The organism is Mesorhizobium sp. BH1-1-4, assembly GCF_020165665.1.
In the GTDB taxonomy this organism is placed as follows: domain Bacteria; phylum Pseudomonadota; class Alphaproteobacteria; order Rhizobiales; family Rhizobiaceae; genus Mesorhizobium.
The window spans coordinates 182950-205297 of sequence record NZ_JAIUIN010000009.1 but is presented as its reverse complement, the minus strand read 5'-3'; the positions used below and the strand labels follow the sequence as shown (position 1 = coordinate 205297).

The following is a 22348-nucleotide window of genomic DNA, read 5'->3' as shown; positions in this document are numbered from 1 at the left end:
TCACCTCGCCAGCGTGAGGTTGACGAAGCCGTCGACGAACAGCGACAGCATGGTGCCGACGGCGAAATAGAAGATCAGCATGCCGCCGGCCATCACGAAGGGCTGGGAAATGAAATAGATCGGGATCTGCGGCGTCAGCTTGTTGACGAAGCCGATCGTCAGATTGACCAGAATGGCGTAGGCGACGAACGGGCTGCCGAGGCGGATGACCAGGAAGAACGTATCCGACACGGTGTCGGTGATGTCGACGAGGGCCGCCTGCGGGTTGAAGAAGACGTTGACCGGCGCGACCGTGTAGGACGTCACCAGGGCACGCACGATCTCGTGGTCGAAGTCGAAGACGAACAGCATCAACAGCGCCGAGAACGAAATGATGGCGGCGAGCGCCGCTTGCGGTTCCGGCTCCTCGATCGCCGGTCCGCCGGAGCCGCCATAACCGACCAGCATGGCGATGGCCGAGCCCATGAAGCGCAGCCCTTCCATGTAGAGCCTGGTCATGGCGCCGATCAGCCCGCCGACCAGCAGCTCCGAGATGATCATCGGCACCAGGACCTGTGGACGCGGATCGACGAAGGGAAAGATCTTGTCCCACAGGAAGGCGAGCAGGCCCCCGGTGGCGGCGACCGCGACGAACAGCCTGACCTGCACCGGCACGCGGGCGCTGGACAGGCCTGGCATCAGCATGAAGCAAGCGCCGATGCGGCAGAAGGCAAGGAACGCCGCGATGACGACCGCCTGCGAGAGAATGTTCACGATATCGTCCCGAGCACCCTGATCTCGACGCCCTTGGCGATTTCGACATGGGAGAGCACCGGCAGCGTGGTGAACAGGCGCTCGATGATCATGCGCACATAGGGGCGCGCGTCGGGCGCGGTCACGAGCACGAAACGCTCGCCGGCTTCGAGGTGCTTCTTGATCGCCTTGGTGGCGTCCTGGCCGAACTCTTCCAGCTGGCGTGGATCGATGTCGAATTCGCGCACCTCGCCCTTGGCGTCGCGCTTGAGGCTCTGGTGGAAGGCAAGGTCCCAGCGGTTGCCGAGGCGCAGCACCTTGAGCACGCCGCCTTCCGAGAGGTCGCCGCAGATCTGCTGGGCCATGCGGATGCGCACATGCTCGACGATCTGCTCGGTGCGGCGCACATGCGGCGCGATCTCGGCGATGGCCTCGATGATCAGATGCAGGTTGCGGATCGAGACGCGTTCGGCCAGCAGCAGCTTCAGCACCGCCTGCAGGCCGGGATAGGAGATGTGGGTGGTGCAGATCTCGTCGGCGAGCTTGCGGTATTCCTGGTCCTGGCGTTCGAGCAGCGCCTTCATGTCCTTGTAGGACAGGAGCTGCGGCAGGTTGTTGCGGATGACTTCCGAAAGGTGGGTGAGCAGCACCGACATGTTGTCGGCGAAGGTGAAGTTCTCGCGCTTCAGATCCTCGGCGAAGGTTTCCATGACGGAATAGGCGCGCATGCCGAAGGCCGGCTCGCGAATTTCCTCGCCGGGGATCTCGGGTATGTCGCGGTTGCCGAGCAGCACCATGATCTCGCCGACGCGCATCGAATATTCGGCGACCACGGTGCCGTGCACCTTGATCTGGTAGCTTTTCGGCGGGATGGCGAAGTCGTCGGCGACGCGCACTTCCGGCACGACGAAGCCGTATTGCTGGGCGAATTTCTTGCGCATCTTGGACATGCGGAAGACCAGTTCCTGATGCGAGACCAGGAGCCGGGTGGAAAGCTGCTTGCCGATCAGAAGTTCGATCTCGGCGGTGGCGAGCGAGGCCTTGACCGAATTCTTCTCCTCCTCGGCCTTGGTCGCCTTCTCCTGGTGCTTCAGCGCCTCGGCCTCGGCGACCGCGCGGTTGTGGCGCATCGGAATGACGTAGCCGAGGCCGGCCATGCCGGCGGCCAGCGCGAAGAACGGGAACAGCGGCAGACCGGGCATCAGGCCGAGCAGCACCAGCAGTGCGGCCGCCACGTAGAGCGCGCGCGGGTGGGCGCCGAGCTGGCCGAACACGGCCTGGTTGGTCGAGCCGCGCGTGCCACCCTTGGAGACCAGCAGGCCGGCGGCGAGCGAGACGATGAGTGCCGGGATCTGGGTGACGAGACCGTCGCCGACCGACAGCTTGATGAACACGTCGGCGGCTTCGCCCATGCCCATATTGTGCCTGATGTAGCCGATGGCGATGCCGCCGACGATGTTGATGGCGGTGATGATCAGGCCGGCGATGGCGTCGCCGCGGACGAATTTCGAGGCGCCGTCCATCGAGCCGAAGAAAGAGGATTCCTCTTCCAGTTCGCGCCGGCGCAACTGCGCGGTCTTGTCGTCGATCATGCCGGCCGAGAGGTCGGCGTCGATCGACATCTGCTTGCCGGGGATGGCGTCGAGGGTGAAGCGTGCGCCGACTTCGGCGATGCGGGTGGCGCCCTTGGTGATGACGATGAAGTTCACCACGATCAGGATCATGAAGACGATGAGGCCGATGACGAAGTCCGAGGCCATGACCAGCTTGGAGAAGCCGGCGATGACATAGCCGGCGGCGTGCGTGCCCTCATTGCCATGCGACAGGATCATGCGCGTGGTGGCGATGTTGAGCGACAGGCGCAGCATGGTGGCGATGAGCAGCACGGTCGGGAACGACGAGAAATCGAGCGGCCGCTGGATCCACAGCGCCACCATCAGGATCAGCACCGACAGCGCGATCGAGAAGGCCAGCCCGACGTCGATGAGAAAGGCCGGGATCGGCAGGAACAGCACGGCCAGGATGATGACGATGCCGAGCGCGAAGAAGACGTCGCGGCCGTTCTTGGCCACCGCGCCGGGCTGGATGCTTTCGCTGATCGCCATTCTCGTCCTCGAACCCATGGGCTGCCGAGCATGCGACAGCCCGGCGAGGGTAGCTGGCCAAGCTTGCGCGAGGGTGGGAGAGTGCGGGCTCGATTCTCTGGCGAAGGATACTCCATGCTCCTGATCATCGGCACGATCCGCCTGCCGCCCGACAGGCTCGACGAGGCAAGGCCCGTGATGGAACGCATGGCCTCGGCCAGCCGCGCCGAGGACGGCTGCCTCGAATATTCCTATGCGCAGGATGTCTTCGAACCTGGCTTGATCCGGGTCACCGAAGTGTGGAGCGACAGGATTGCGCTCGATGCGCATTTCCGCGCGCCGCATCTTGCCGACTGGCGCGCGAGCTGGCCGGGGCTCGGTATCGGCGAGCGCAAGCTGGTGCTCTACGAGGCTGGCGAGCCCATGCCGACCTGAGTGGGCCACGTCGGCGCCGGATCGGTGGGCGTACGCAACTGGCGGGCAGCCGTCGGCACTGGAAGCGGAGAAAGCCGGATCGAACGGTTCGCGGCCAAATTGGCGCCTTCGATGTCGGCATTGTGGTTGTCACGCCGTGCCGCCCGGCGTATCAGGCGGGTCTACCGTTGCCCTTTGATATCGGCGAGCCGCCCCGGTGCTTTCCAGGACCCAACCGCAAGTTTACGCCCGCCGGCTGCGCGCGGTGCTTCTGAGATCAGTCCCTCTGCTCGAGGCGCGCGGCATCGCGGTGGTGATCCTGGCGGGCATTGTCGGCGTCGCGGCGGGTATACTGGTCACAGCGATGAGCCAGATCGTACAGGACCTGCACGGATTGCTGTTCGACGTCCAGCCAGGCGGCCGGCTGTCGGGCATGTTCTCGCTCGCCAATCCGATGCAGGCGGCGGTCCCGGCGATCGGCGGCGTCCTGCTCGGGATATCGGTGGTCTGGCTGAGGATCCGCAAATTCCGCACGCCGGTCGACCCGATCGAGGCCAACGCCCTCTATGGCGGGCGCATGTCGCTGACCGATACCTTCATCATCGTCGTCCAGACGATGATCTCCAGCGGCTTCGGCGCCTCGGTCGGCCTGGAGGCCGGCTATACGCAGGTCGGCTCCGGCGTCGCCTCACGGCTGGCGCGTGCCTTCCGGCTGCGCCGCAACGATGTTCGCATCCTGGTCGGCTGCGGCGCCGCCGGCGCCATCGCGGCGGCCTTCGACGCGCCGCTGACCGGCGCCTTCTATGGTTTCGAACTTGTCATCGGAATCTACTCGGTCGCCAATGTCGCGCCCGTCATGACCGCGGCCATCTCGGCGTCGCTGACTGCCGAGGTTTTCGGCGGCGTCCCGTTCCCGCTCGAGCTTGCAGGGCTGCCGCAGCTCACCGCCAGCCAGTATGTGCCGTTCCTGCTGCTCGGTGTGCTGGGCGGAGCGGCCTCGATCGCCATCATGCAACTGGTGACGCTGATCGAACGCGGTTTCAACAGGCTGTCGGTCGATGCCTCGCTGCGCCCCATCATCGGCGGTGTCCTGGTCGGGCTGCTGGGGCTGATCACGCCGCAGGTCCTGTCCAGCGGCCACGGCGCGCTGCATCGCGAGTTCGCCATGAATTATGGGCTGGCGGTGGTGGCGAGCGTGTTCGTGTTGAAGCTGGCGGCGTCGGCCATCTCGCTGGGCTCGGGCTTTCGCGGCGGACTGTTCTTCGCCTCGCTGTTTCTCGGCGCGCTGCTTGGCAAGGCGTTCGCCGGCGTCATGGCGCTGGTCTCGCCGGCGACCGGCATCGACCCTTCCGTCGCCGCCGTCGTCGGCATGACGTCGCTCGCCGTCGGCGTCGTCGGCGGTCCGCTGACCATGACCTTCCTGGCGCTGGAATCGACCCGCGACCTGACGCTCACCGGCGTGGTGCTGGCGGCCTCGATCATGGCGGCGATCCTGGTGCGCGAGACCTTCGGCTATTCGTTCTCGACCTGGCGCTTCCATCTGCGCGGCGAGACGATCCGCAGCGCCCACGACGTCGGCTGGATGCGCAGCCTTACCGTCGGCTCGATGATGCGCGAGGACATCAAGACCGTCGATGCCTCGACGACGCTGGCCGCCTTCCGCAAGGAGTTCCCGCTGGGTTCGGCCCAGCGCGTGATCGCGGTCGACCCGGGGGATGAGTATGTCGGCGTGCTGATCGTGGCCGAACTGCACAGCGATCCCTCCGGAGGCGAGGTGCCGGTGCGCGATCTTGCCCAGTATAAGGATGCGGTCCTGGTGCCCAGCATGAACGTGCAGGCGGCCGCCGAGACCTTCCAGCGCGCCGGGGCGGAGGAACTGGCCGTGGTCGAGGATTTCGCCGACCACATCGTGCTCGGGCTGCTGACCGAGGGCCATTTGATGCGGCGCTATGCCGAGGAACTCGAAAAGGCGCGCCGGGATCTGTCGGGCGAGGGGTAGGGCGCCCGCGGTCTCCGAACGCGTCAATGCTCGATCGGTCCCTTCGCCGGCACCAGCGCCGTGCCGGCGGTCGTCGGGCGCTCGATCACGCGGCGCACGCGCGGCGGCTCGTCGCCCGAGTGCAGCGCCCGCAAGCGTTCGCCGACCATGGCATCGGCCTGGGTGATACGGCCATTGTGCCTGACATATTCGAGCCAGGTCGGCGTATGGTAGTGCTCGATCCATATCGTGGGATTTTCGAGATCGCGCGCCAACGTCCAGTTGCGGGCCCCGTCACGGCGGCGGATGCGGCCGCGTTCGGCCATGGTGGCAAGGAATTCCGTCTCGTCCTCGTGCCGGATCACATATTCGATCATGATGGCGATCGGACCGCTGCGCGGCTTAAGGTCGAGCGCCAGGTGAGGTTCCTTGAAGCGGTTGAGCGGGTCGAGGTTGAGGATCTGCTGCTGCGGCAGCGGCAGCAGGAGGCCGATGGCGCCGCCGGCCAGCATGGCGACGGCAGCCGCGATCAGTGCTGTCTCGGCGCCATGCGCGTCGGCGACGACACCCCAGATCCAGCTGCCCAGCGCGATGCCGCCGAAGGTGGCGGTCTGGTAGACCGACAGAACCCGACCGACCACCCAACGCGGGGTCGCCATCTGCACCGTGACGTTGAAATGGGACAGCGCGAGCACCCAGCAGGCGCCGCCGATGAGCAGGCCGAGCGAGGTCTGCCAGGCATGCTGGCTGATCGCGGCGTTGAAGGCGCACAGCGCGAACCCGGCGAAGGCGCAGCGAACCATCGTCTCGCTGGAGAGCAGTTGCCGCAGCCGCACGCTGATCAACGCGCCGCCGACGGCGCCGATGCCGAAGGCGCCCAGCATGACGCCGTAGGTGAGCGCGTCGCCCTTGACGACGTCGCGGGCCACCAGCGGCAGCAGCGCCAGCACCGCGCCGGCGCTGAAGCCGAAGGCGGCGCCCCTGACCAGCACCTTGCCGATGTTGGGCGACATGGCGACGTAACGCAGGCCAGCACCCATGGCCGCCCCCAGCGACTCGCGCGGCAAGGTCGAGACCGGCACCTCCCGCTTCCAGCGCGCCATCACCACGATCAGGCCGATATAGCTGATGGCGTTCGCCGCGAAGGCGGCCGCCGCGCCGGCGGCCGCCACGATGATGCCGCCGATCGCCGGGCCGACGCTGCGCGTCAGGTTGAAGCCCATCGAGTTCAACGCGACGGCGGCGGGCACCTTGTCGCGCGGAACCATGTCGCCGACGGAAGCCTGCCAGGACGGGCTGTTGAGCGCCGTGCCGCTGTCGATCAGGAAGGTGAAGGCCAGAAGCGTCCAGGGCGTAAGCAAGTCGTAGTAGGTGAATACGGTCAGCAGCACCGAGACGACCAGCATGAAGGTCTGCGCGACCAGCATCACCTTGCGGCGGTCGAAACTGTCGGCGATGGCGCCGGCCACGAGCGCGAACAGCATGATCGGCAAGGTGGTCGAGGCTTGGACCAGGGCGACCTGATAGGGCGAGGTGGCGATGGTGGTCATCATCCAGGCGGCGCCGACGCCCTGGATCAAGCCGCCGAAATTGGAGACGAGACTCGCGCCCCAGACCGCGCGGAAGATGCCATGCCGGAACGGCGTCAGCGCCGAGACGCTTTCGCTATCCGGCTTTTCGTCAATCATGGGTGGATTCCTGCCACGGCGTGCTGATCCTTGCGGGGATCGGTTTCCCCGCATGATTTGCCGAAACTATGGCATCGCCGCATAAAGGGCGAATGCCGTGCAGGGAAGATCATGGTCCAACAAAGGGATAGCGAAGGGCCACGCTTTCGCCGCCATCGCAAAACCGCTTTGCCACCCTGGCGCCCAGCGTGTCGTTTCACCGCGTCTTGGCGACGGCCGCATGCAATGCTTCGGTCAGATGCCCGGTGGATTGACCGCCGGCATGGAGACGCAGGAAAAGCTCCATTCCCACCAACCGAAGCCGCGAGGCCTGGTCGCGCCTGGCCAGGTCGATGAGGTCCGCTACCGAAGATGCCGGCCACTTCATCGCATCGCGCAGATAGCCGCCATGCAACAGGGTCTCCGTGCCGGCGGTGAAGTTCGCCGATACCTGGAAACCATTCTTCCTGGCCTTAACGTTCTGAAGTGGAATGTGTTTTTCCGCGACCTTCTTCAAGAGCCACTTTCCCTGCCTCTGGCGGTATTTGTGTCGCCGGGGCAGATGGATCGCGAAGTCGATCAGCCGGTTCTCGAGGAACGGCACCCTGAGTTCCACCGAGGCCGCCATGCTCAGCCGGTCATGCCGGTTCAGCAAGTCCTGCAGATGCGAATACATGTCGTGAAGGCAGCATCCGAGGAAGGCGCGGTCGCCAAGCGGCGTGACTGGCTCCAGGCGGTTGAATATTTTTGTCTGAAGGAAATTCAATTCCGGCGAAAGCGCCCTGAGCACGATGTTGCGATCCCAGGCATGGCCACCTGCGATCGATGTGCGGAAGGGGGCATGACGCTGGCGCTCGAATTTTCGGGTCAGGTTGCGCTTCGAAACAAACAGCCGTCTCGGCCAGGACCAGGCCCGCCACACTTTCAGGCTGGCTTCCTGCCAGTCGTAGCCGCCAAACAGTTCGTCGGCGCCTTCACCGGTCAACAGCACCTTGATGCCGTCGGCCCGGCACTGCTCGGCGAGCGCGAGCAGGCAGACATGGCTTGCATGCCAACCATCGCTTTCCAAATGCCAGATGGTCTTCGGCCAGAGGTCGAGGAACCGGTCCTTGTCGACCGGCACCCTGTTCAGCGGCACGTGGGCGTGGCTGGCGGTGCGCTGGGCGTCATTAGCCTCGCTGTGGCCAATGCCGGGATCGACGACATAGGCTGTCATCTCCGGCCTGAACCGTTTGGCGAGCGTGGTGACGAGGCCGGAATCGACGCCGCCGCTGCAGGCGGCGGCAAGGCTGGTATCGGCGATGCAATGGAGCCCGACGCTGTCCTCGATCAGCGTTTCCAGCGTCGCCATGTGGTCGGCGTCGCTGGCCGTGTCGCTGACGATGCGGGCGGCGTCGAGCACATCGAGGACATGCCAGAAACAGCGCTTCTCAATGCCGGCATCGCTGATCTTCCACAGGCCCGCCGGCGGCAGCCGCTCCATGCCCTGGAACAGGCTGGAGCAGGAGTCACGGCTCTGCCAGGCCAGGCGCAAGGTGATCTCGCGCGCATCGACGCTCCGCGCGACGCCGTCGCAGGCGAGGATCGCCTTGTCCTCGGAGGCGAACAGGATCCGATCACCCATCTCGGCCACCGACATCGGCTTGATGCCGAGACGGTCGCGCGCGAGCCACAGGGCGCCGGCACGGGCGTCGAAATAGGCGATGGCGAACATGCCGTCGAACATCGGGATGGCCTTGTCCGGGCCCCAGTGGTGCAGTGCTTCGAGAACCACCTCGGTATCCGAGACCGTCCGGAACCGTCGGCCTTCGGCTTCCAGCGCGTCCCGCAGCGAGCGATAATTGTAGACCTCGCCATTGTAGACCAGCACGCCTTGGCCACAGGCGGTGAGCATCGGCTCGCGCGCCTGCGCGGACAGATCGATGATCGAGAGCCGCCGGTGACCGAGCGCCAGCCGGCTGTCGTTCCAGCTGGCGTGGTCGTCGGGCCCGCGATGGGCCAGCGCCTGCATCATACGGGCGACGTCGGCGATGTCGCCGCCGCTGATCGGATCGCGCTTGCGCCAGACGCCGGCTATGCCGCACATGGCGTGCCGGCCGGTCCGGCGTGGTCCAGAAATCCGTGAGACATCATCGAGACAACACCGCTATGCCCGCCTGGTAATTCGCCGGATCATGGAGCGGCACTCTAGCCGCAACGCGGCCGCCCGCAAGCTGCATTCCATCCGGGCCGAGACTGGACGGAAGGCCGTCGCACAGCTTTGCCGGCCTTGCTCAGAAGCCGTTCTGGATACGCTCGAAGATGACATTGGTGAAGGCCGATATCTGGCCGCCGATGAAGGGACCCGTAAGCGCCACCACCAGCATGATGGCGACGATCTTGGGCACGAAAGTCAAGGTGATTTCCTGGACCTGCGTCAATGCCTGGAGCAAGGCGATGCCGATGCCGACCGCCATGGCGACCAGCACCACCGGAGCGGACGCGGTCAGCACCGTCCACACCGCGTACTGGACGATGTCGAGAGCGTCGGCCTCATTCATGTGGGCGGTTGGCCTAGCTCGCCGGCTTGATCGACACGCCCGCGCCGACGGGGACCGTGGTGCCATCCTGCAGCACAGCGATCAGTCCGTTGCTGCCAAGCGTGACCGACGCCACCGTGCCCGTGATCTTGCCATCAGCCGAGGTAATGTTGCGGCCTATGAGAGCGTCGGCCTGCGACAATGCCGAAGACTGCATGATCTGGTCGAGCTTGGTGTTGGTCTGCACCGATTGCTCGACCTGCGAGAAGGTGGCGAGCTGGGCGACGTACTGCGTCGAATCCATCGGCTTGGTCGGATCCTGGTTCTTCATCTCGGCGATCAGAAGTTTCAGGAACGAATTGTAGTCGACCGCGGTCTTGGCGGTCTGCGTGGTGGTCTGGTTGGTGCCAGCCGGTATCGTCGTCGTCATGTCCACGGTCATCAGTATCGTGCTCCCACGGCCAGCGGGCGCGCGGCGCCCGGAACTTCGTCATTGCCGCCAAGCGCGCGGCGCTCGAGAGGGTAAAGCGCGCGGATCGCCTTCAGGGCCTCGTAGATGTGATCCTCGCCGACCATGCGGTCGATCTGTTTCAGCGCGCCGCCGATCTCGGCGTCCTCGAAACTTGCAATCAGCAGCGGTAGCGAGCGGCGGAACATCTCGCGCGCTTCATCGGCGCCGGCAGGGTTCATCAGCATGACCTGGACGATGAAATAGAGCTGCCGCAATGGCGTCGACGCTTCGTCGGCCTGGATGACATGGTTCTCGAGCAGGAATTGCACGTCGTTCATCAGCTCGACAGTGACCTTACGATCAACGCGGATGACCGCGCCGTTGATGTAGATCTTCTCGTTGGGCTTCAGCGATATCTTCAGCGTGTTGGTCATTGAATGCCGTCGCGGATGATCTGGGATACTTCGATCAGCCCCTCGAAATTGTCGGTGCGGCCCTGGCGGATGTCCTCGGCCTCGCGCAGCAGCCACAGGCCGATGGAAATCAGGTTGGCACGCAATTCCTTGGGCAGCGCATTGTCGCTGGAGCCAAGATCCTCGACGAAGACCGTCCAGACGCGGTTGGTGAAATGCAGTGCTTCCACGGCCTCCATCGAATCCTGCCCGGCCGCCGCGGCGGCCGACAGCATGTCGATCGAGCGCGTCAGGAGCTCGCGCTCACGGTCCTTGGCGTCCGTGACGGAGGTGCTTTGGACGTCGGCATAGGAGAATTGGTACATCGTTGGCTCTACCGTTCCGGTTCAGAGTGCTTTCAGGTCAGGTAATTCAACAGGCTGAGCTGCTGCAGGCGCGCCGTCAGAGCGAAGGACGTCTCGATATGCTGCGTCAGATCGGCGACGCGGGTCGCGGCTTCCGCCGGATCCACGGCCTCTAGATCGAGGATGTGGCGCTCGAACAGGTCGACCTGCGTCTTCATGCGGTCGTTGGCGTCGGAGACGCGCTTCTGGACGATGCCGGTTTCGGATTGGACTTGGCTGATGCCGCTCAGCGCCTCGCCGACCAGCAATTGTGAACGGCTGACGATCGTGTCTTTCGCCGCCTGGCTTATGTTGGTGGACATCAGGCTCGAAACCATTGCCGCCGCCATCGCGAGTTTCTTGATACCATCGCTGTTGGCGCTGGTCGAGGTCGCGGTGGTTTCGTTGAGCGCGATGCGGCTGACGATCTGCTGGTCGGTCGCGTTCGACATGTTGGCCTGCCAGCCCGCGCCGAGGAACTGCGGCGTGACATCGTTGGTGATGAAGTCGTCCATCTGGGCGGCGGTGATGTTGGCCGCGGCCGGGTCGGCTGGCGTGAAGCCGAATTTGGCGACGAAGGAAGCGTCGAAGGCGGCCTTGGCCGGGGAGCCGGCCGCCGTGAAATCGTTGATCGGCTTGACGTCGGTGTTGGTGCCGGCGAACAGATATTCGCCGTTGACGCTCGTGTTGAGGATCGAGGCAAGCTGCTGGATCGCGGTCTGGCCGGTCGATTGGGTCAGGCTGTCGGAGTTGTCACCAGACGATGCGGTTGTGAGGCTGGACAGGAAAGTCTGCGCGACATTGGAGAGCTGGCCGAGCGAGGTCTGGGTCGATGAAAGCCGGGCGGCGACCAGCCCGTTGGAATCGATGACCACGTTCAGCCGGTCGAGATCACGCGAGAAGGTGACCGACTGGGCCGTGCGGCCGCCCAGTGCCAGGCCGACATCGGCGACCTTGCCGGTCGAGGATTCCTTGGTGGCTTTGACGAGGTCCGCCTGCATGCGCATCTGCTGGTAGCGCATGGCGTTGGTAAGGGCGGCCGAGGAAACTGAGGTCATGGATTATCCCACCGCGTTCAACAGGGCCGTCATCATATCGTCAACGGTCTTCATCATCCGGGCCGATGCCTGGTATGTGTGTTCGAGATCGAGCATCAGCGACATTTCCTGATCGACATTGACGCCGGTGGCATTGGACAGCGCCTCGGCGCTGCGCTGCGCCAGCGCTTCCTTGGCGTCCGACGCGGTCGACGCCTGCTGGCGCATGGCCTGGAGCCAGCCGATGGAATTGGCGGCATAGTCGGAAACGCTGGACGTCGCCGAAATCCCGGCGGCGGAATCGAACGTCATTGGCTGGTCGAGTCGGTCGCCATAGGCAACCAGAAGGCTGGAATAGGATGCCCCGCCACCGGTGTTAGCGATATAGGCGACACCGTTGGCGCCGCCGTCGCGCAGCAATGTCGGATTGCCGCCAACGCTGGGGTCCATCGCCGCGTTGATACTGATCGAACCGGCAAGGCCGTTGACCAGCGTGCCCGCGGCCGGAACGGCCGGCGCGCCGGACCATGTGAACAGGCCGGCGGCGTTGGGCAGCGAAGGCGCGGTCTCGGCAAAGGCCGTGATCAGGCCGCGCGCGGTCTCGTCGAGTTGGCCCTGCATGGTCGAGGCGACGCCGTCGCGCAGTTGCAGCAGGCCGGCAAGCTTGCCGCTGGCGCTGGTGTTGCCGCCGGCACCCGCCGAGACGGGCACGTTGTCGATGTAGACGGTGTTGCCGGCCGCGCCGGCGGCATAGCCGGCCGACGGCGTGAAGCTCACCGTGCGCGGGATTGTCTCGAACAATGTGGTGCCGTCACCCGTGGTGATGACCATGTCATTGTCACCGCGCGTGAAAGTCGAGATCGGAACATAGTCGGCGATTTTCTTCAGCAGCGCGTCGCGTTGATCGAGCGCGTCGGAAACATCCGTGCCTGAACGGGTTCCGGACATGACGGCCTGGTTGGCATCCTGGAACTGGCCGAGCAGTGAGTTCAGGTCCTTGACCGCGGTGTCGATCTGACCGTCGGTCTGGGTGCGGAAAGCCTGAATGGCCTGGGAGCCTTCGTTCAGGGAGCGCACGACCTGTCTGGCTGCGTCGATGACGGTGGAGCCGAGATTCTGGTTGGACGGCGAGGTGGCGTAGAGCTGCAGCTGCTGCTGCAGATTGGCGATGGCGGTCGAGGGCGAAGACGCATTGTCGACGCCATTGACCGCGACGTCCAGCTGATCCATGCCGCTGAAGAGCGCGTTTTGGCCGCTATAGGCCGACAACGCGCCGAGGTTCTGGCGAAACAGCAGGTCGTTGGTCACGCGCTGGATATCGACCACCCGGGCGCCCGGCGTCGTACTGGAGACGACGGCGATGCGGCGCGCATAGTCCGGATTGGAGGCGTCCGAGACGTTGCGCGTGACAACGCTTGTCTGCCGCGAGGTGGCCAGAAGCGCCGATTGGGCGATACTCAATGCGGAGGAAAGCGACATGCTGGTCTTTCACGGGCGAAGCCCGGTTTATCTCTTCAGGTTGACAAGGACGTCCATCAGGTCGGAACCGGTCTGGAAGACTTTCGAATTGGCGGTGTAGCTGCGCTGTGCCGCGATCATGTCGGTCAATTCCTCGGCGATATCGACGTTGGAATTTTCGAGCGCTCCCGAGATGATCGAACCGGCCTTGCCTTCATTGGCAAAGCCGACACGGATCGCACCGGAATCGGTGCCTTGCGCGTAGACGTTGCCGGGCAGCGCCTTGAGCTGGTCGGGGCTCTGCACGTCGGCCAGCGGAATCTTGTAGAGCGGCTTGGAGGTGCCGTCCTTGTACTGGGCGTAGATCGTGCCATCCTTGCTGATCTGGATCTTGTCGATGGTGCTCGGCGCATTGCCGTTAACCTGAGCGTCGGAAACGGTAAATCCGGTCCCGAGCTGGGTCAGCTTCGACAGGTCGAGATCGAGGCTGGCGCCGCCCGGCACGGTGAATGTGACGCCGGTGGGGGTGCCGCTGAGCTTGCCGGTGGTGGTGTCGAAGGTCAGGTTGGCCGAGCCGAGCGCGCCGCCGGCAGCATAGGGGAAACCAGTTCCAGGCGTTGCCTTCGACTGATCGAAGACTGCTACCTCCCAGGTGCCGGCACCGGTATTGGTGAAATAGACGTCGAGCAGCTTCTTGTTGCCGAGGTTGTCATAGGCGACCATCGACGTTTTCTGAGTGTACTGTGCGGTGGCGGCGTTGGCACTGGGCAGGTTGGCGGCGAAGACCGGTGTCGCACCCGCCGGCAGATTGCCGCTGAAAGTACCCGCGGTGCTCGGGGTTGCGGTCAATCCCTGGTCGGAGATGACAACCGGCTCCAGACCTTCGAAGCCGTTCACCGTCGCTGCCGGCGTGCCGTTGGCGTAGCTGTAGGCCATCAACTGGAAGCCCGCGGCATTGACCAGCCTGCCTTGCGCGTCGGGAACGAAGGCGCCGGCGCGGGTCAGGAAAGGCGTGCCGCTCGGATCCTGGACGACAAAGAAGCCGTCGCCGCTGACGGCAAGGTCGGAAACCGAGGTCGTGTATTGCAGCACGCCCGGATCGCTGACCGCCTGGCGGATCGTCGTGGTGACGCCGCCGGAGTTATAGGCACCGCCGGTCGACGGCATGATCAGGGTTGAGAACTCGGCCGAGGACCGCTTGTAGCCGGTGGTGTCGGAGTTCGCGATGTTGTCGGCGGTTGTCGACAGGCGGTTGGCCTGGGCGTTCATGCCGGAAACGCCGGTCCGCATCATTCCGTAGAGGCTCATCGAGATGTCTCCGCAATATCCATGCCACTGGCTTCGAGGCTACGCGTCCTGTCTTGCGCGAGGCTGGCGCGGGACCGCATCAGAACACGAGCCGGTAGCCGAGGAAGCGCTTGGAATCGATCGGGTCGGTCCCCAGCTTCTCGCGCAGCTTCTTGCGCAGTTTGCTGATGTGGCTTTCCACCACGTTCTCCTCGACCTCCTCGTCGAAGATCCCGTAGATGGCGTTGAACACCTGGGTCTTGGTGACGCGGCGGCCGCGGTTGCTCGCCAGATACTCCAGGATACGGCGTTCGCGGCGCGGCAAGGGCAGCGGCTGGCCGTCGATTTCGGGATCGCGGCCGTCCATGAAGATGCGCATGGCGCCGATCTCGGTATAGGCGACGTCCTCGCTGGCGCGGCGGCGGATGGCGGTGATGCGGGCCAGGATTTCTCGGATGTGCACTGGCTTGCGAATGACGTCGTCAACGCCGCTCTCGAACAACCGCAGCGTGTTTTCCAGCGAATGCTGCTCGCTGAGCGCAATGACCGGAGCTCCGGTACGGTCGCGGATCTGGCGTGGCGAGATCGCGCCGTCACGACAGTCGCCGATCAGGAAGGCTCGCACCGACCGCAGATCGGTATCGGCGGCCGAGTTGACCCACTCGCCGAATTCGCCCGGAGCGAAACCGGCGCAGGCGATCCCCTCGCGGTCGAAAAGTGAATTATAGCCCGCTGTTACGAGCTCTCGCTCATCAACGATAACGATCATCGGCCCCGCCTTCCGAATCAGCTCATCTGCCCCGTGGGGAAAGGCGTAACCGCTGGCGGGAATCCTGAACAACCGTCATTTCTTGTAACTAGTTTCTTGGGAGTCTGGAATCGTGTCGGTTGCATTAGCGTGCAGCCAGATATGCTTGCGGGTCCAAGTCTTGACCAAGTCGTGCCGGCAGCTTCGCAGCCAGGGGATTGATGTATTAGAAGCAGAAAATGCGCTTACGGGTTGCAGAAGGTACGAGCGTTCGTCGTCCATTTGCCAAAGCCGGTGGCGACCATGTTGGCGATGACCCTGCAGACATAGACCTTCTGCGCCGGATCGTTGTCGGGACCGGCATGATAGCGGGCGACGGCCATAGACCAGGTCTCGTGGCGGGCATGGAGGCTGGCCAGGAAGCGCGCGGCATAGTCGACATTCTGGCGTGGGTCGAGCATGTCCTCGACGCTGCGGAAATGCGAGGCGTGGTAGTGATGGTTGATCTGCATGCAGCCGAGATCGATCAGCGTCTTGCCCTCGCGCTGGGCGTTGGCGAAGGCGGCAAGCGCTTCGGTCCGGCTTCTCGGGAAGACTGCTTTTCCCTCTATATTCAAGGCGTTAGGTTGGAGGCTGCCCTTGTTGCCGGTTTCCGTCAACCCGACGGCGTAGAGGATGCCGGCGGGCACGCCATAACGGTCGGCGGCACGCAAGATCTCGGGCTCGCAAGGATTGGTGGCGGCGCCGGCCTTGCTGGCGAGGCTAGATAAATATATCGCCGCCAGCGCGCTCGCGAGAAGGCGAAGCGGCGCGGCCGTGTGCTTGCGCGTCATCATGGCTACCCCTTGCGGATTGCTGACCGGACTGCTGGCCGCCGGCTCCACCATTGCCGCCGCCGGGATTTCCGGGCTGGAAGGATGACGGATCGCGGCCGGGCGCCGCGCTCAGGGACGCCGCGGTTTCCGGGCGGGTTGTAGAGAGGACTGCTATCGAGGGTTGCATGATGGTCACCTTATCAACCTCGAAGCCCAGCCCGCGCAGCGACTTGACGATCGCCTCGCTGTCGCTCGAAAGCCGGCGATAGGCATCGTGTGTTTCGGGCTTCAACTCAATCGACAGTTGTTCTCCGGAGAGCCGCAGATGGGCTGTGACCATGCCCAGTTCGGCCGGGTGAAGTTCGATCTTCAACACATGTGTCGGAACGGCAACAGAGCCCGTCAGTTGAGCGCTCGCGGAAGCCGTCGAGAGCGCCTGGCCCGGGCCGCCATCGGCTGAAATCGCGCCGATCACGTTGAGGGCCGCCTGGCTCATCGGTGCCTGCGGCGGCGCGGGGAAGCTGCGCTCGGAAACGACGTCGACGCGTGTCGCCCCCGACAACTGTTTTCCTGGCTCGGATCGCAATGAGGACTGAAGGTCGGCGATGGATTTCAAGTGCGGCGCGGCCTGTTTCGTCTCCACGCCCGGCACCTCCGCTGGCGCCGTCTCGGGCAGCGGGCCGGCCGCGATCATGCTGTCCTGTCTTGGCGCGCTTGCGGCATCGCGGACGAGCTTGCCGTCGAGCCTGGTCAACGGCCCGTCGACGAGCGATACGCGTTCGGATTTGGACATGGATTCGAGATCGCCAAGCCCGGCGGCGGATTTCTGCCGATCCGGCGGAAGCTGTCCATCGATAGCGGCGTCCTGTCCTGTTCCAACCGCGCTCGGGTCGGCCGATTTGGCCGATGTCGAGAAATGGCGCAGGTCATGAAACGCTATCAGCAGGGGCAGATGCTCGTCGAGCGGCGTCGCGCCGGTGTCGGTTGCCGACGCATCGGCATCGGCATCCTTTTCCGTCGCGGCGTCCTTGCCGTCCTTCGTGTATTTCGCGGCCTGCGATCCGCTCGGCCTTGCCTTGGCGGTAGGCATCGGCTCGTCCTCGCCCGCCTTTGCCGCAAGTTCCGCGGCAAGCCTGTTCCAACGCGGATCGCGCGAGCTTGCCTCGGACGGTGGCTGCTTTTCCGAATGGGCCGGACTTGCGTTGCCATGCACCATCTTGCCGAATCCGGAATCGTCCTTCTTTGCGGACGCGGCCGGCTGCTCGGCCGTGCGCGCGGCGGTAAATCCTGGCTGGGCCGGGCCGAGGCTGGGGGTCATTTTGGGGCGGCTCCAAGCATCTGGTCGATCAGGTCGAGCTGTCGACGGGTTTTCGTCATGGCGGCGTCGGTCGGGTCGGCCGTGTCGGTGCTTGCCGCAGCCGCCGGCGCCGATGCGGGCAGGACGGTTGCCGCCTCGGTTGCGGGTGCCGATGCGCTCGGCGTTGCCGCTGCCGCGTCCAGGGATGGCGCAGCCGCCGGCTGTTCGGAAACGGCACCCTCCACGGGCGGCAAGCCGGCGGCATCGGTGGTCGACGCGGCGGCAGTCTCGGGTTCGGGCGATGGCATGGCCGGGGCGAGCGCCGGACTCGGGGTCGGAAGGGAAGCGGGTGGCGCCACCACTTCGCCGGCGATGGCCTGGGCCGCGTCGAGCAAGGCGCGATCGCCGTTCGACAATTTGCCGCGGTCGATCTTGCCCAGTTTGGCGCGGACGTCCTCGATCGTGTCGGAGGTCACGGTGGACAGGCTGGAATAGAGCAGGGCGCGCGGATCGCCCTGATTGGTGTTGCCGTCGCGGCCCTGTTCGGCCCGAGCCGCGGCGAAGGCCGACAAGTCGCTCATGCCGTCGATCGCGGCACGGCGAGCGATGCGCAGATAGATCACCTTCTCACGCTCGGCATCCATCATCGAGGTGATGTCCGCCAGCTTGTCCTGGCTGATCGACATGTGCAGCGCGATGACGCCGGAGACAAAGGAGTCGGCGAACTGGCTGGCGTAAGGCGAATAGAGGTAGCGCTCGACATATTGGGTGGAGACCCGCGCGAACCGTGCCGCGTCGCCTTGCGTGACGGCGATGCCGACCGAGCGCCGTAGCGCCGCTTCCTCGACCAGCGTGCCGGGGCTGAGCAGCTTGGCTTCATCGAGCAATGTGAGCGCGGCCGCCGGCTGGTCCGTGGCAAGCAGCGACCCTTTGACCAGAGCGAGGAATGCGCCGAGATCGCCGGGCAGAGTCATCGGGTCGATCGGCTTCAAGGCTTCGATCGCCTCGCCGGGCCGGCCGTTCAGATAGTCGATCACACCCTTGGCGATGGCAAGGTTCCGTGGGTCGGAGGCGGCCCGCGACACGGCCGCCTCGACGGTCACCGGATTGCCGCCGCTCATGCCGTAGACGAGGAGCGCGCGAAAATTCCTGGCATCCTTGAAATCCTCCGCGTCCGCCGCGCGCAGCCGCGCATCGGTCATCTCGAGCAGCTTGGCCTGCATCGGCATCGCGGCATGATCGCCGGCCGCGATACGGTCCTGGACGAGCTGCAACGAGCGTACCAGCTGATAAGGCTGCAGCGTGTCCTGGGCGAGGCCCGCCGACGGACAAGCCGTGGCCAGCAGCAACAGGCCCATCAGGCGGCTGGTGAGCGCCGCCCGCTTCATCCGCCGGTCGCCATCAGGATCTCGATGCGGCGGTTGGCCGCCGACAGCGGATCAGCGGCATCCTTGGGCTGGCGATCCGCGAAGCCGGCAACCTCGGTGATGCGGCGTTCATCGACGCCGCCACGCACGAGCATGTAATAGGCGGAGTGTGCGCGCGCCGTCGACAGCCGCCAATTGTCGTAGCTGGCACTGCGGAAGGGACGCGCATCGGTGTGGCCGTTGATGCTGATGGTGCCTTTCTGGCTGTTGACGATCCGGCCGATCTTTTCCATCGCCAGTACCAGCTCGCGGCTCGGCACCGCCGAGCCGACCTCGAACATGCCGAAGTCGAGCTGATCGGTGATGGAGATGACGACACCCTTGTCGGTGGCTTCGACCGAGACACCATCATGCAGCTTGTCGCCGGGCTTGAAGGCATCGGCGAGCTGCTGCTTGACGTTGGCGGCCGCCTTCAGCGCGGCGGCGGTCGGAGCCTTGTCCGTCGCCTCCGATTTCGCGGCCTCCTGTTTCGCGGCGTCCGTGCTCGCCTTGGCCACATCCGCGGCTTTGCCGTCTGCGGCCTTGGTGTTGCCCGCCTTGTGATCGCCAGCCTTGCCGTTGTCGGCCGTGACCATAGTCGTGGCGGCGTCCTTGACCTCTCCTGCCAAGGGCTCGAGCGGTGCATCCTTGACGGGCGGCGCCGGCGGCACGGCCTTGACCTTGGCGGCCTCAGTCTCGGCCTGCTTGTCGCCGGGCTTCAGCGGGTCGCCCTCGATGCTGGGACGCTGGGCGCTCGCCTCGGCGCCGGGCGCGGCGACCTGCTGCGACCAGAAGTCCGGTTCGAAGGGATCGCGGTAGGAAGCGCCGCCGGAGGCGCCGGTCGCCGGGCCGGAATTTTGCGCGCCGCCATCGCCCTTCTGGCTGACATTCTGCATGACGCCGGTATCAGTGGCGATCTCCGAGAGAACCGCATAGGGGTCGGCGAACAGATGCTCGTCGGACTGTAGCGACTGTTGCGGCTCCTGCTTGTCCTGTTTGCGGTTGGATGAACCGGCCGCGCCAATGCCGTCCTGTCCCGCCTTGGTTGTCGCTTCCTGCGCGTCGTCGGCCGTCAGCCCGGCCGTGCGCGGTCCATTGCCGAGATCCTTGAGGCCCTTGCGGCTCGACTCGCGGTCGACCAGCTTGACGGGGTTGAAGTAGCTGGCGACGGCCGTCTTGGTCTGTTCGTTGGCGGCATTGATCAGCCACATGACAAGGAAGAAGCACATCATCGCGGTCATGAAGTCGGCGAAGGCGATCTTCCAGACGCCGCCGTGATGACCCTCGTCGTGGTCGTCATGGCCGCGCCGCACGATGATGATCTCGTGCCTGCCATGATCGGCTTCGGCGACGCTCATGACAGGACCTCGGACAGGGTTGCCGACCATTCGGCCATGCGCGTCTCGAACACGGCCTCGTCAATGGTTACGGTCAGGTCGAAGCCGGGCGTCTCGATGAAGTCGAGGTTTGCGGCGCGGGACCCAAGCGAGGCCCTCAGCGTTTCGAACAAAGAGAGCGGCCCGCGGACGGCGATACGCACCGCCTCGCCATCTCCCACCGCTTCGCGGATCGCGCTGGCGAGCGCTTCAAGCGAGCGCTTACGCAGCTCCTCGCTGACAACGCCGCCGATGATGCGGGCGACGGTGGCGGCGACAAGATCCGTCACGCGCGCCTCCATGGCGTCGATGCACGACGAGACCGCCTTGCCGACATCGCCGCCAAAACTGTCGAGAAAAGCCTTCGCTTCCTCGGCGTTTGCCTGGCGTTCCATTTCCAGCGCCGCTTCATGGGCGGCGGCAAGCCGTTCGCCAAGTGCTGCCTCCGCCTGGGCGACCGCTTCGGCGATCAGCGTGCCGATATCGGCCGGCGGTGCCGCCGCCTCGGGCTTTTGCTCGGCGGGCTGCGGCTGGCTGGCACGTTGCGCGCGCGTGCCGAAATCCGGGAGAAGATCGAAGAGGGCTACGGAAGGCATGGTCTACGCCGCGACTTCCTGGGCCGCCCATTTGCGCAGGATCTGCGCGGTGCGTTCCTCGTTGATGTCGACCATGCGGGCAAGCCGTTCCTGCGGCGCCGGCCTGATCTTCTGCCGCAAATCGTCGAGCGGTGTGGCGCCGGCTCGCGTGCCGGGCAAGGCGCCGATGGCGGCGCCCGCATCGGCGGAGGCGGCTGCCTCCGGCGTGGGCAACGATCGCTGCACTTCATCGAAATTGGGGCCTGCCAAGGCGGGCGTCGCCTTGGCCGTCAGCGCGGCCGCCATCGGCCGCAAGCCGAAGAAGGCGACCAGGAACACCACGACGATGAAGGCGCCGGCATTGATCAGCGTGCCGGCATGCTGGCCGATGGAATCCAGCATTCCGGCCTGCGGGATCGCCTCTCCGTCCAGCCCGTCGATGAACTCCACCGCCGAGACGTCGATGACGTCGCCGCGCTTGTCGTCGAAGCCCGTGGCGGAGCTCACCATTTTCTGGATTTCGGCGACGCGTTTGGCGATCTGTTCGGGCGTCGCATCCTTGCCCAGGATCGTCTTCAGCCGGTCCTGGTTGACGACAACGGCGATCGACATCTTGGTGACGGTATAGCCGTTGGAGACAGTGGCGATCTTCTTGGAGTTGATCTCGTAATTGGTGATCTCCTCCTTGCGGTCGTTCGCCGAGGAAGTCTGCGGACCTTCGGTGCTGGTCGCCTGGGTCTCCGGCAGGTTCTGTTCGACGCTGGCCGGGGTGGAGGCCTGTTTCTGGTTGCTGTTCTCGTTGGCGCGCACCGACTGCACCGAGCGTTCGACGCGGGACTCCGGATCGAAGATCGTCTCCTCGGTCTGGCGGGTGTCGGTGTTGACGTCGGCCTTGACGCTGGCGCGGAAATTGTCGGGTCCGAGATAGGGCGTCAGCGCGCGGCGGATGTTGTCGCCGATCTGCGCCTCCACGGTCTGCTCGACGCCGAGCGTGCGGGCGGCGCTGGTGTTGGAGGGGTCGTCGCCGGCGGCCAGAAGGTTGCCGTTGGAATCGAGCACCGTCACCTTGTCGGCCGACAGGCCGGGGACGGCGGCGGCGACGAGGTGGCGGATCGACATTGCGCTCTTCTCCGCGTCGATGCCGGCATAGCGGATGACGACCGAGGCGGAGGGCTGCTGTTCGTCGCGGCGGAAATTGGCGCGCTCGGACATGACGATGTGGACACGTGCCGCCTTGATGCCTGATATGGACTGGATGGTGCGGGCGATCTCGCCCTCGAGCGCGCGCACCCGGGTGATCTGCTGCATAAAGGAGGTGAGACCCATCGCGCCGACATTGTCGAACAGTTCGTAGCCGGCATTGGCGCTGGTCGGCAGGCCCTTTTCGGCAAGCAGCATGCGCGCCTGCGCCGTGGTGCCTGCCGGCACCAGCACGGACGTTCCGTCGGCGCCGACGTCGAAGCCGATACCGGCCTCGCCCAGCACAAGGCCGATCTGGTTCACGTCGGAGCGGTCGAGCCCGACATAGAGCGTGTCGTAGGCCGGACGGTTGAGGTAGACCGAGGCAATGCCGATGACGCCCATCACCAGGACAGCGATGCCCGCCAGCATGGCCAGGCGCCTGACGCCAAAGCCGCGAAGATTCGAGATGATGCTCTGGATCTGTTCCGGCACGGTTGAGCGACTCCCAGCATGACTTGTCCGCCGG

At 65.1% G+C, this 22348-nt stretch carries 20 protein-coding genes; 2 read left to right on the top strand and 18 right to left on the bottom strand.

Annotated features, from left to right (window positions below; genetic code table 11):
- Window positions 1–753: a flagellar biosynthetic protein FliR gene (gene fliR / locus LB569_RS17990; RefSeq protein WP_224539054.1), complete on the bottom strand. Its 753-nt coding sequence runs from the start codon at window positions 751–753 to the stop codon at window positions 1–3.
- Window positions 750–2837: a flagellar biosynthesis protein FlhA gene (flhA, locus tag LB569_RS17985; RefSeq protein ID WP_224693429.1), complete on the bottom strand. Its 2088-nt coding sequence runs from the start codon at window positions 2835–2837 to the stop codon at window positions 750–752. The genes fliR and flhA overlap by 4 nt, the downstream gene beginning before the upstream one ends.
- A 114-nt stretch (window positions 2838–2951) precedes the next feature.
- Between flhA and LB569_RS17980 the strand changes: the two genes are divergently transcribed.
- A complete protein-coding gene (locus LB569_RS17980) occupies window positions 2952–3251 on the top strand; it encodes a putative quinol monooxygenase (RefSeq protein WP_224693427.1) in 300 nt (99 codons plus the stop codon).
- A 196-nt stretch (window positions 3252–3447) separates the two neighbouring features.
- On the top strand, window positions 3448–5229 hold the full coding sequence (locus LB569_RS17975) for a chloride channel protein (protein WP_224693426.1): 1782 nt from the start codon (window positions 3448–3450) through the stop codon (window positions 5227–5229).
- A gap of 23 nt (window positions 5230–5252) precedes the next feature.
- Here the strand turns inward: LB569_RS17975 and LB569_RS17970 are convergent, their stop codons facing one another.
- The 16 genes from LB569_RS17970 to fliF all read right to left on the bottom strand — a co-directional run bounded on the left by LB569_RS17970 (window position 5253) and on the right by fliF (window position 22314).
- The gene (locus LB569_RS17970) at window positions 5253–6896 is read right to left on the bottom strand and encodes an MFS transporter (protein WP_224693425.1); all 1644 of its coding nucleotides are present in this window, start codon (window positions 6894–6896) and stop codon (window positions 5253–5255) included.
- 196 nt (window positions 6897–7092) lie between these two features.
- Window positions 7093–8961, bottom strand: a complete 1869-nt coding sequence (asnB, locus tag LB569_RS17965) for an asparagine synthase (glutamine-hydrolyzing) (protein WP_224693424.1) — start codon at window positions 8959–8961, stop codon at window positions 7093–7095.
- A 187-nt stretch (window positions 8962–9148) separates the two neighbouring features.
- Window positions 9149–9415 carry a flagellar biosynthesis protein FliQ gene (gene fliQ, locus LB569_RS17960; RefSeq protein ID WP_140704475.1) on the bottom strand — a complete coding sequence of 89 codons (267 nt, stop codon included), beginning with the start codon at window positions 9413–9415 and terminating at the stop codon, window positions 9149–9151.
- Window positions 9416–9428: 13 nt separating this feature from the next.
- Window positions 9429–9836 carry a flagellar hook assembly protein FlgD gene (flgD, locus tag LB569_RS17955; RefSeq protein WP_140704477.1) on the bottom strand — a complete coding sequence of 136 codons (408 nt, stop codon included), beginning with the start codon at window positions 9834–9836 and terminating at the stop codon, window positions 9429–9431.
- On the bottom strand, window positions 9836–10279 hold the full coding sequence (gene flbT, locus LB569_RS17950; RefSeq protein ID WP_140704479.1) for a flagellar biosynthesis repressor FlbT: 444 nt from the start codon (window positions 10277–10279) through the stop codon (window positions 9836–9838). The genes flgD and flbT overlap by 1 nt, the downstream gene beginning before the upstream one ends.
- Window positions 10276–10623 carry a flagellar biosynthesis regulator FlaF gene (flaF, locus tag LB569_RS17945; protein WP_140704481.1) on the bottom strand — a complete coding sequence of 116 codons (348 nt, stop codon included), beginning with the start codon at window positions 10621–10623 and terminating at the stop codon, window positions 10276–10278. The genes flbT and flaF overlap by 4 nt, the downstream gene beginning before the upstream one ends.
- Window positions 10624–10655: 32 nt before the next feature.
- Window positions 10656–11699 carry a flagellar hook-associated family protein gene (locus LB569_RS17940; RefSeq protein ID WP_224693423.1) on the bottom strand — a complete coding sequence of 348 codons (1044 nt, stop codon included), beginning with the start codon at window positions 11697–11699 and terminating at the stop codon, window positions 10656–10658.
- 3 nt (window positions 11700–11702) lie between these two features.
- The gene (gene flgK, locus LB569_RS17935; protein ID WP_224693422.1) at window positions 11703–13157 is read right to left on the bottom strand and encodes a flagellar hook-associated protein FlgK; all 1455 of its coding nucleotides are present in this window, start codon (window positions 13155–13157) and stop codon (window positions 11703–11705) included.
- Between the two features lie 27 nt (window positions 13158–13184).
- The gene (locus LB569_RS17930; protein WP_224693421.1) at window positions 13185–14444 is read right to left on the bottom strand and encodes a flagellar hook protein FlgE; all 1260 of its coding nucleotides are present in this window, start codon (window positions 14442–14444) and stop codon (window positions 13185–13187) included.
- Between the two features lie 79 nt (window positions 14445–14523).
- On the bottom strand, window positions 14524–15192 hold the full coding sequence (locus LB569_RS17925) for a response regulator transcription factor (protein WP_140704489.1): 669 nt from the start codon (window positions 15190–15192) through the stop codon (window positions 14524–14526).
- Window positions 15193–15416: 224 nt separating this feature from the next.
- Entirely contained in the window at window positions 15417–16004 is a 588-nt protein-coding gene (locus tag LB569_RS17920; RefSeq protein WP_224693484.1) for a transglycosylase SLT domain-containing protein, read from the bottom strand.
- On the bottom strand, window positions 15934–17304 hold the full coding sequence (locus LB569_RS17915; RefSeq protein WP_224693420.1) for a flagellar hook-length control protein FliK: 1371 nt from the start codon (window positions 17302–17304) through the stop codon (window positions 15934–15936). Before LB569_RS17915 ends, LB569_RS17920 begins: the two co-directional genes overlap by 71 nt.
- Entirely contained in the window at window positions 17301–18671 is a 1371-nt protein-coding gene (locus LB569_RS17910) for a chemotaxis protein MotC (protein ID WP_224693419.1), read from the bottom strand. Before LB569_RS17910 ends, LB569_RS17915 begins: the two co-directional genes overlap by 4 nt.
- On the bottom strand, window positions 18668–20047 hold the full coding sequence (locus tag LB569_RS17905; protein WP_224693417.1) for a MotB family protein: 1380 nt from the start codon (window positions 20045–20047) through the stop codon (window positions 18668–18670). The genes LB569_RS17910 and LB569_RS17905 overlap by 4 nt, the downstream gene beginning before the upstream one ends.
- Window positions 20044–20661 carry a hypothetical protein gene (locus LB569_RS17900; RefSeq protein ID WP_224693416.1) on the bottom strand — a complete coding sequence of 206 codons (618 nt, stop codon included), beginning with the start codon at window positions 20659–20661 and terminating at the stop codon, window positions 20044–20046. The genes LB569_RS17905 and LB569_RS17900 overlap by 4 nt, the downstream gene beginning before the upstream one ends.
- A gap of 3 nt (window positions 20662–20664) precedes the next feature.
- On the bottom strand, window positions 20665–22314 hold the full coding sequence (gene fliF, locus LB569_RS17895) for a flagellar basal-body MS-ring/collar protein FliF (protein ID WP_140704499.1): 1650 nt from the start codon (window positions 22312–22314) through the stop codon (window positions 20665–20667).
- Between the last annotated feature and the right edge of the window lie 34 nt (window positions 22315–22348).

Excerpts from the sequence above, each read along its gene's own strand:
- flhA (WP_224693429.1), bottom strand. The coding sequence starts at position 2,837 with ATGGCGATCAGCGAAAGCATCCAGCCCGGCGCGGTGGCCAAGAACGGC.
- LB569_RS17980 (WP_224693427.1), top strand. The coding sequence starts at position 2,952 with ATGCTCCTGATCATCGGCACGATCCGCCTGCCGCCCGACAGGCTCGAC.
- LB569_RS17970 (WP_224693425.1), bottom strand. The coding sequence starts at position 6,896 with ATGATTGACGAAAAGCCGGATAGCGAAAGCGTCTCGGCGCTGACGCCG.
- asnB (WP_224693424.1), bottom strand. The coding sequence starts at position 8,961 with ATGTGCGGCATAGCCGGCGTCTGGCGCAAGCGCGATCCGATCAGCGGC.
- fliQ (WP_140704475.1), bottom strand. The coding sequence starts at position 9,415 with ATGAATGAGGCCGACGCTCTCGACATCGTCCAGTACGCGGTGTGGACG.
- flgD (WP_140704477.1), bottom strand. The coding sequence starts at position 9,836 with ATGACCGTGGACATGACGACGACGATACCGGCTGGCACCAACCAGACC.
- flbT (WP_140704479.1), bottom strand. The coding sequence starts at position 10,279 with ATGACCAACACGCTGAAGATATCGCTGAAGCCCAACGAGAAGATCTAC.
- flaF (WP_140704481.1), bottom strand. The coding sequence starts at position 10,623 with ATGTACCAATTCTCCTATGCCGACGTCCAAAGCACCTCCGTCACGGAC.
- LB569_RS17940 (WP_224693423.1), bottom strand. The coding sequence starts at position 11,699 with ATGACCTCAGTTTCCTCGGCCGCCCTTACCAACGCCATGCGCTACCAG.
- flgK (WP_224693422.1), bottom strand. The coding sequence starts at position 13,157 with ATGTCGCTTTCCTCCGCATTGAGTATCGCCCAATCGGCGCTTCTGGCC.
- LB569_RS17930 (WP_224693421.1), bottom strand. The coding sequence starts at position 14,444 with ATGAGCCTCTACGGAATGATGCGGACCGGCGTTTCCGGCATGAACGCC.
- LB569_RS17925 (WP_140704489.1), bottom strand. The coding sequence starts at position 15,192 with ATGATCGTTATCGTTGATGAGCGAGAGCTCGTAACAGCGGGCTATAAT.
- LB569_RS17920 (WP_224693484.1), bottom strand. The coding sequence starts at position 16,004 with ATGACGCGCAAGCACACGGCCGCGCCGCTTCGCCTTCTCGCGAGCGCG.
- LB569_RS17915 (WP_224693420.1), bottom strand. The coding sequence starts at position 17,304 with ATGACCCCCAGCCTCGGCCCGGCCCAGCCAGGATTTACCGCCGCGCGC.
- LB569_RS17910 (WP_224693419.1), bottom strand. The coding sequence starts at position 18,671 with ATGAAGCGGGCGGCGCTCACCAGCCGCCTGATGGGCCTGTTGCTGCTG.
- LB569_RS17905 (WP_224693417.1), bottom strand. The coding sequence starts at position 20,047 with ATGAGCGTCGCCGAAGCCGATCATGGCAGGCACGAGATCATCATCGTG.
- LB569_RS17900 (WP_224693416.1), bottom strand. The coding sequence starts at position 20,661 with ATGCCTTCCGTAGCCCTCTTCGATCTTCTCCCGGATTTCGGCACGCGC.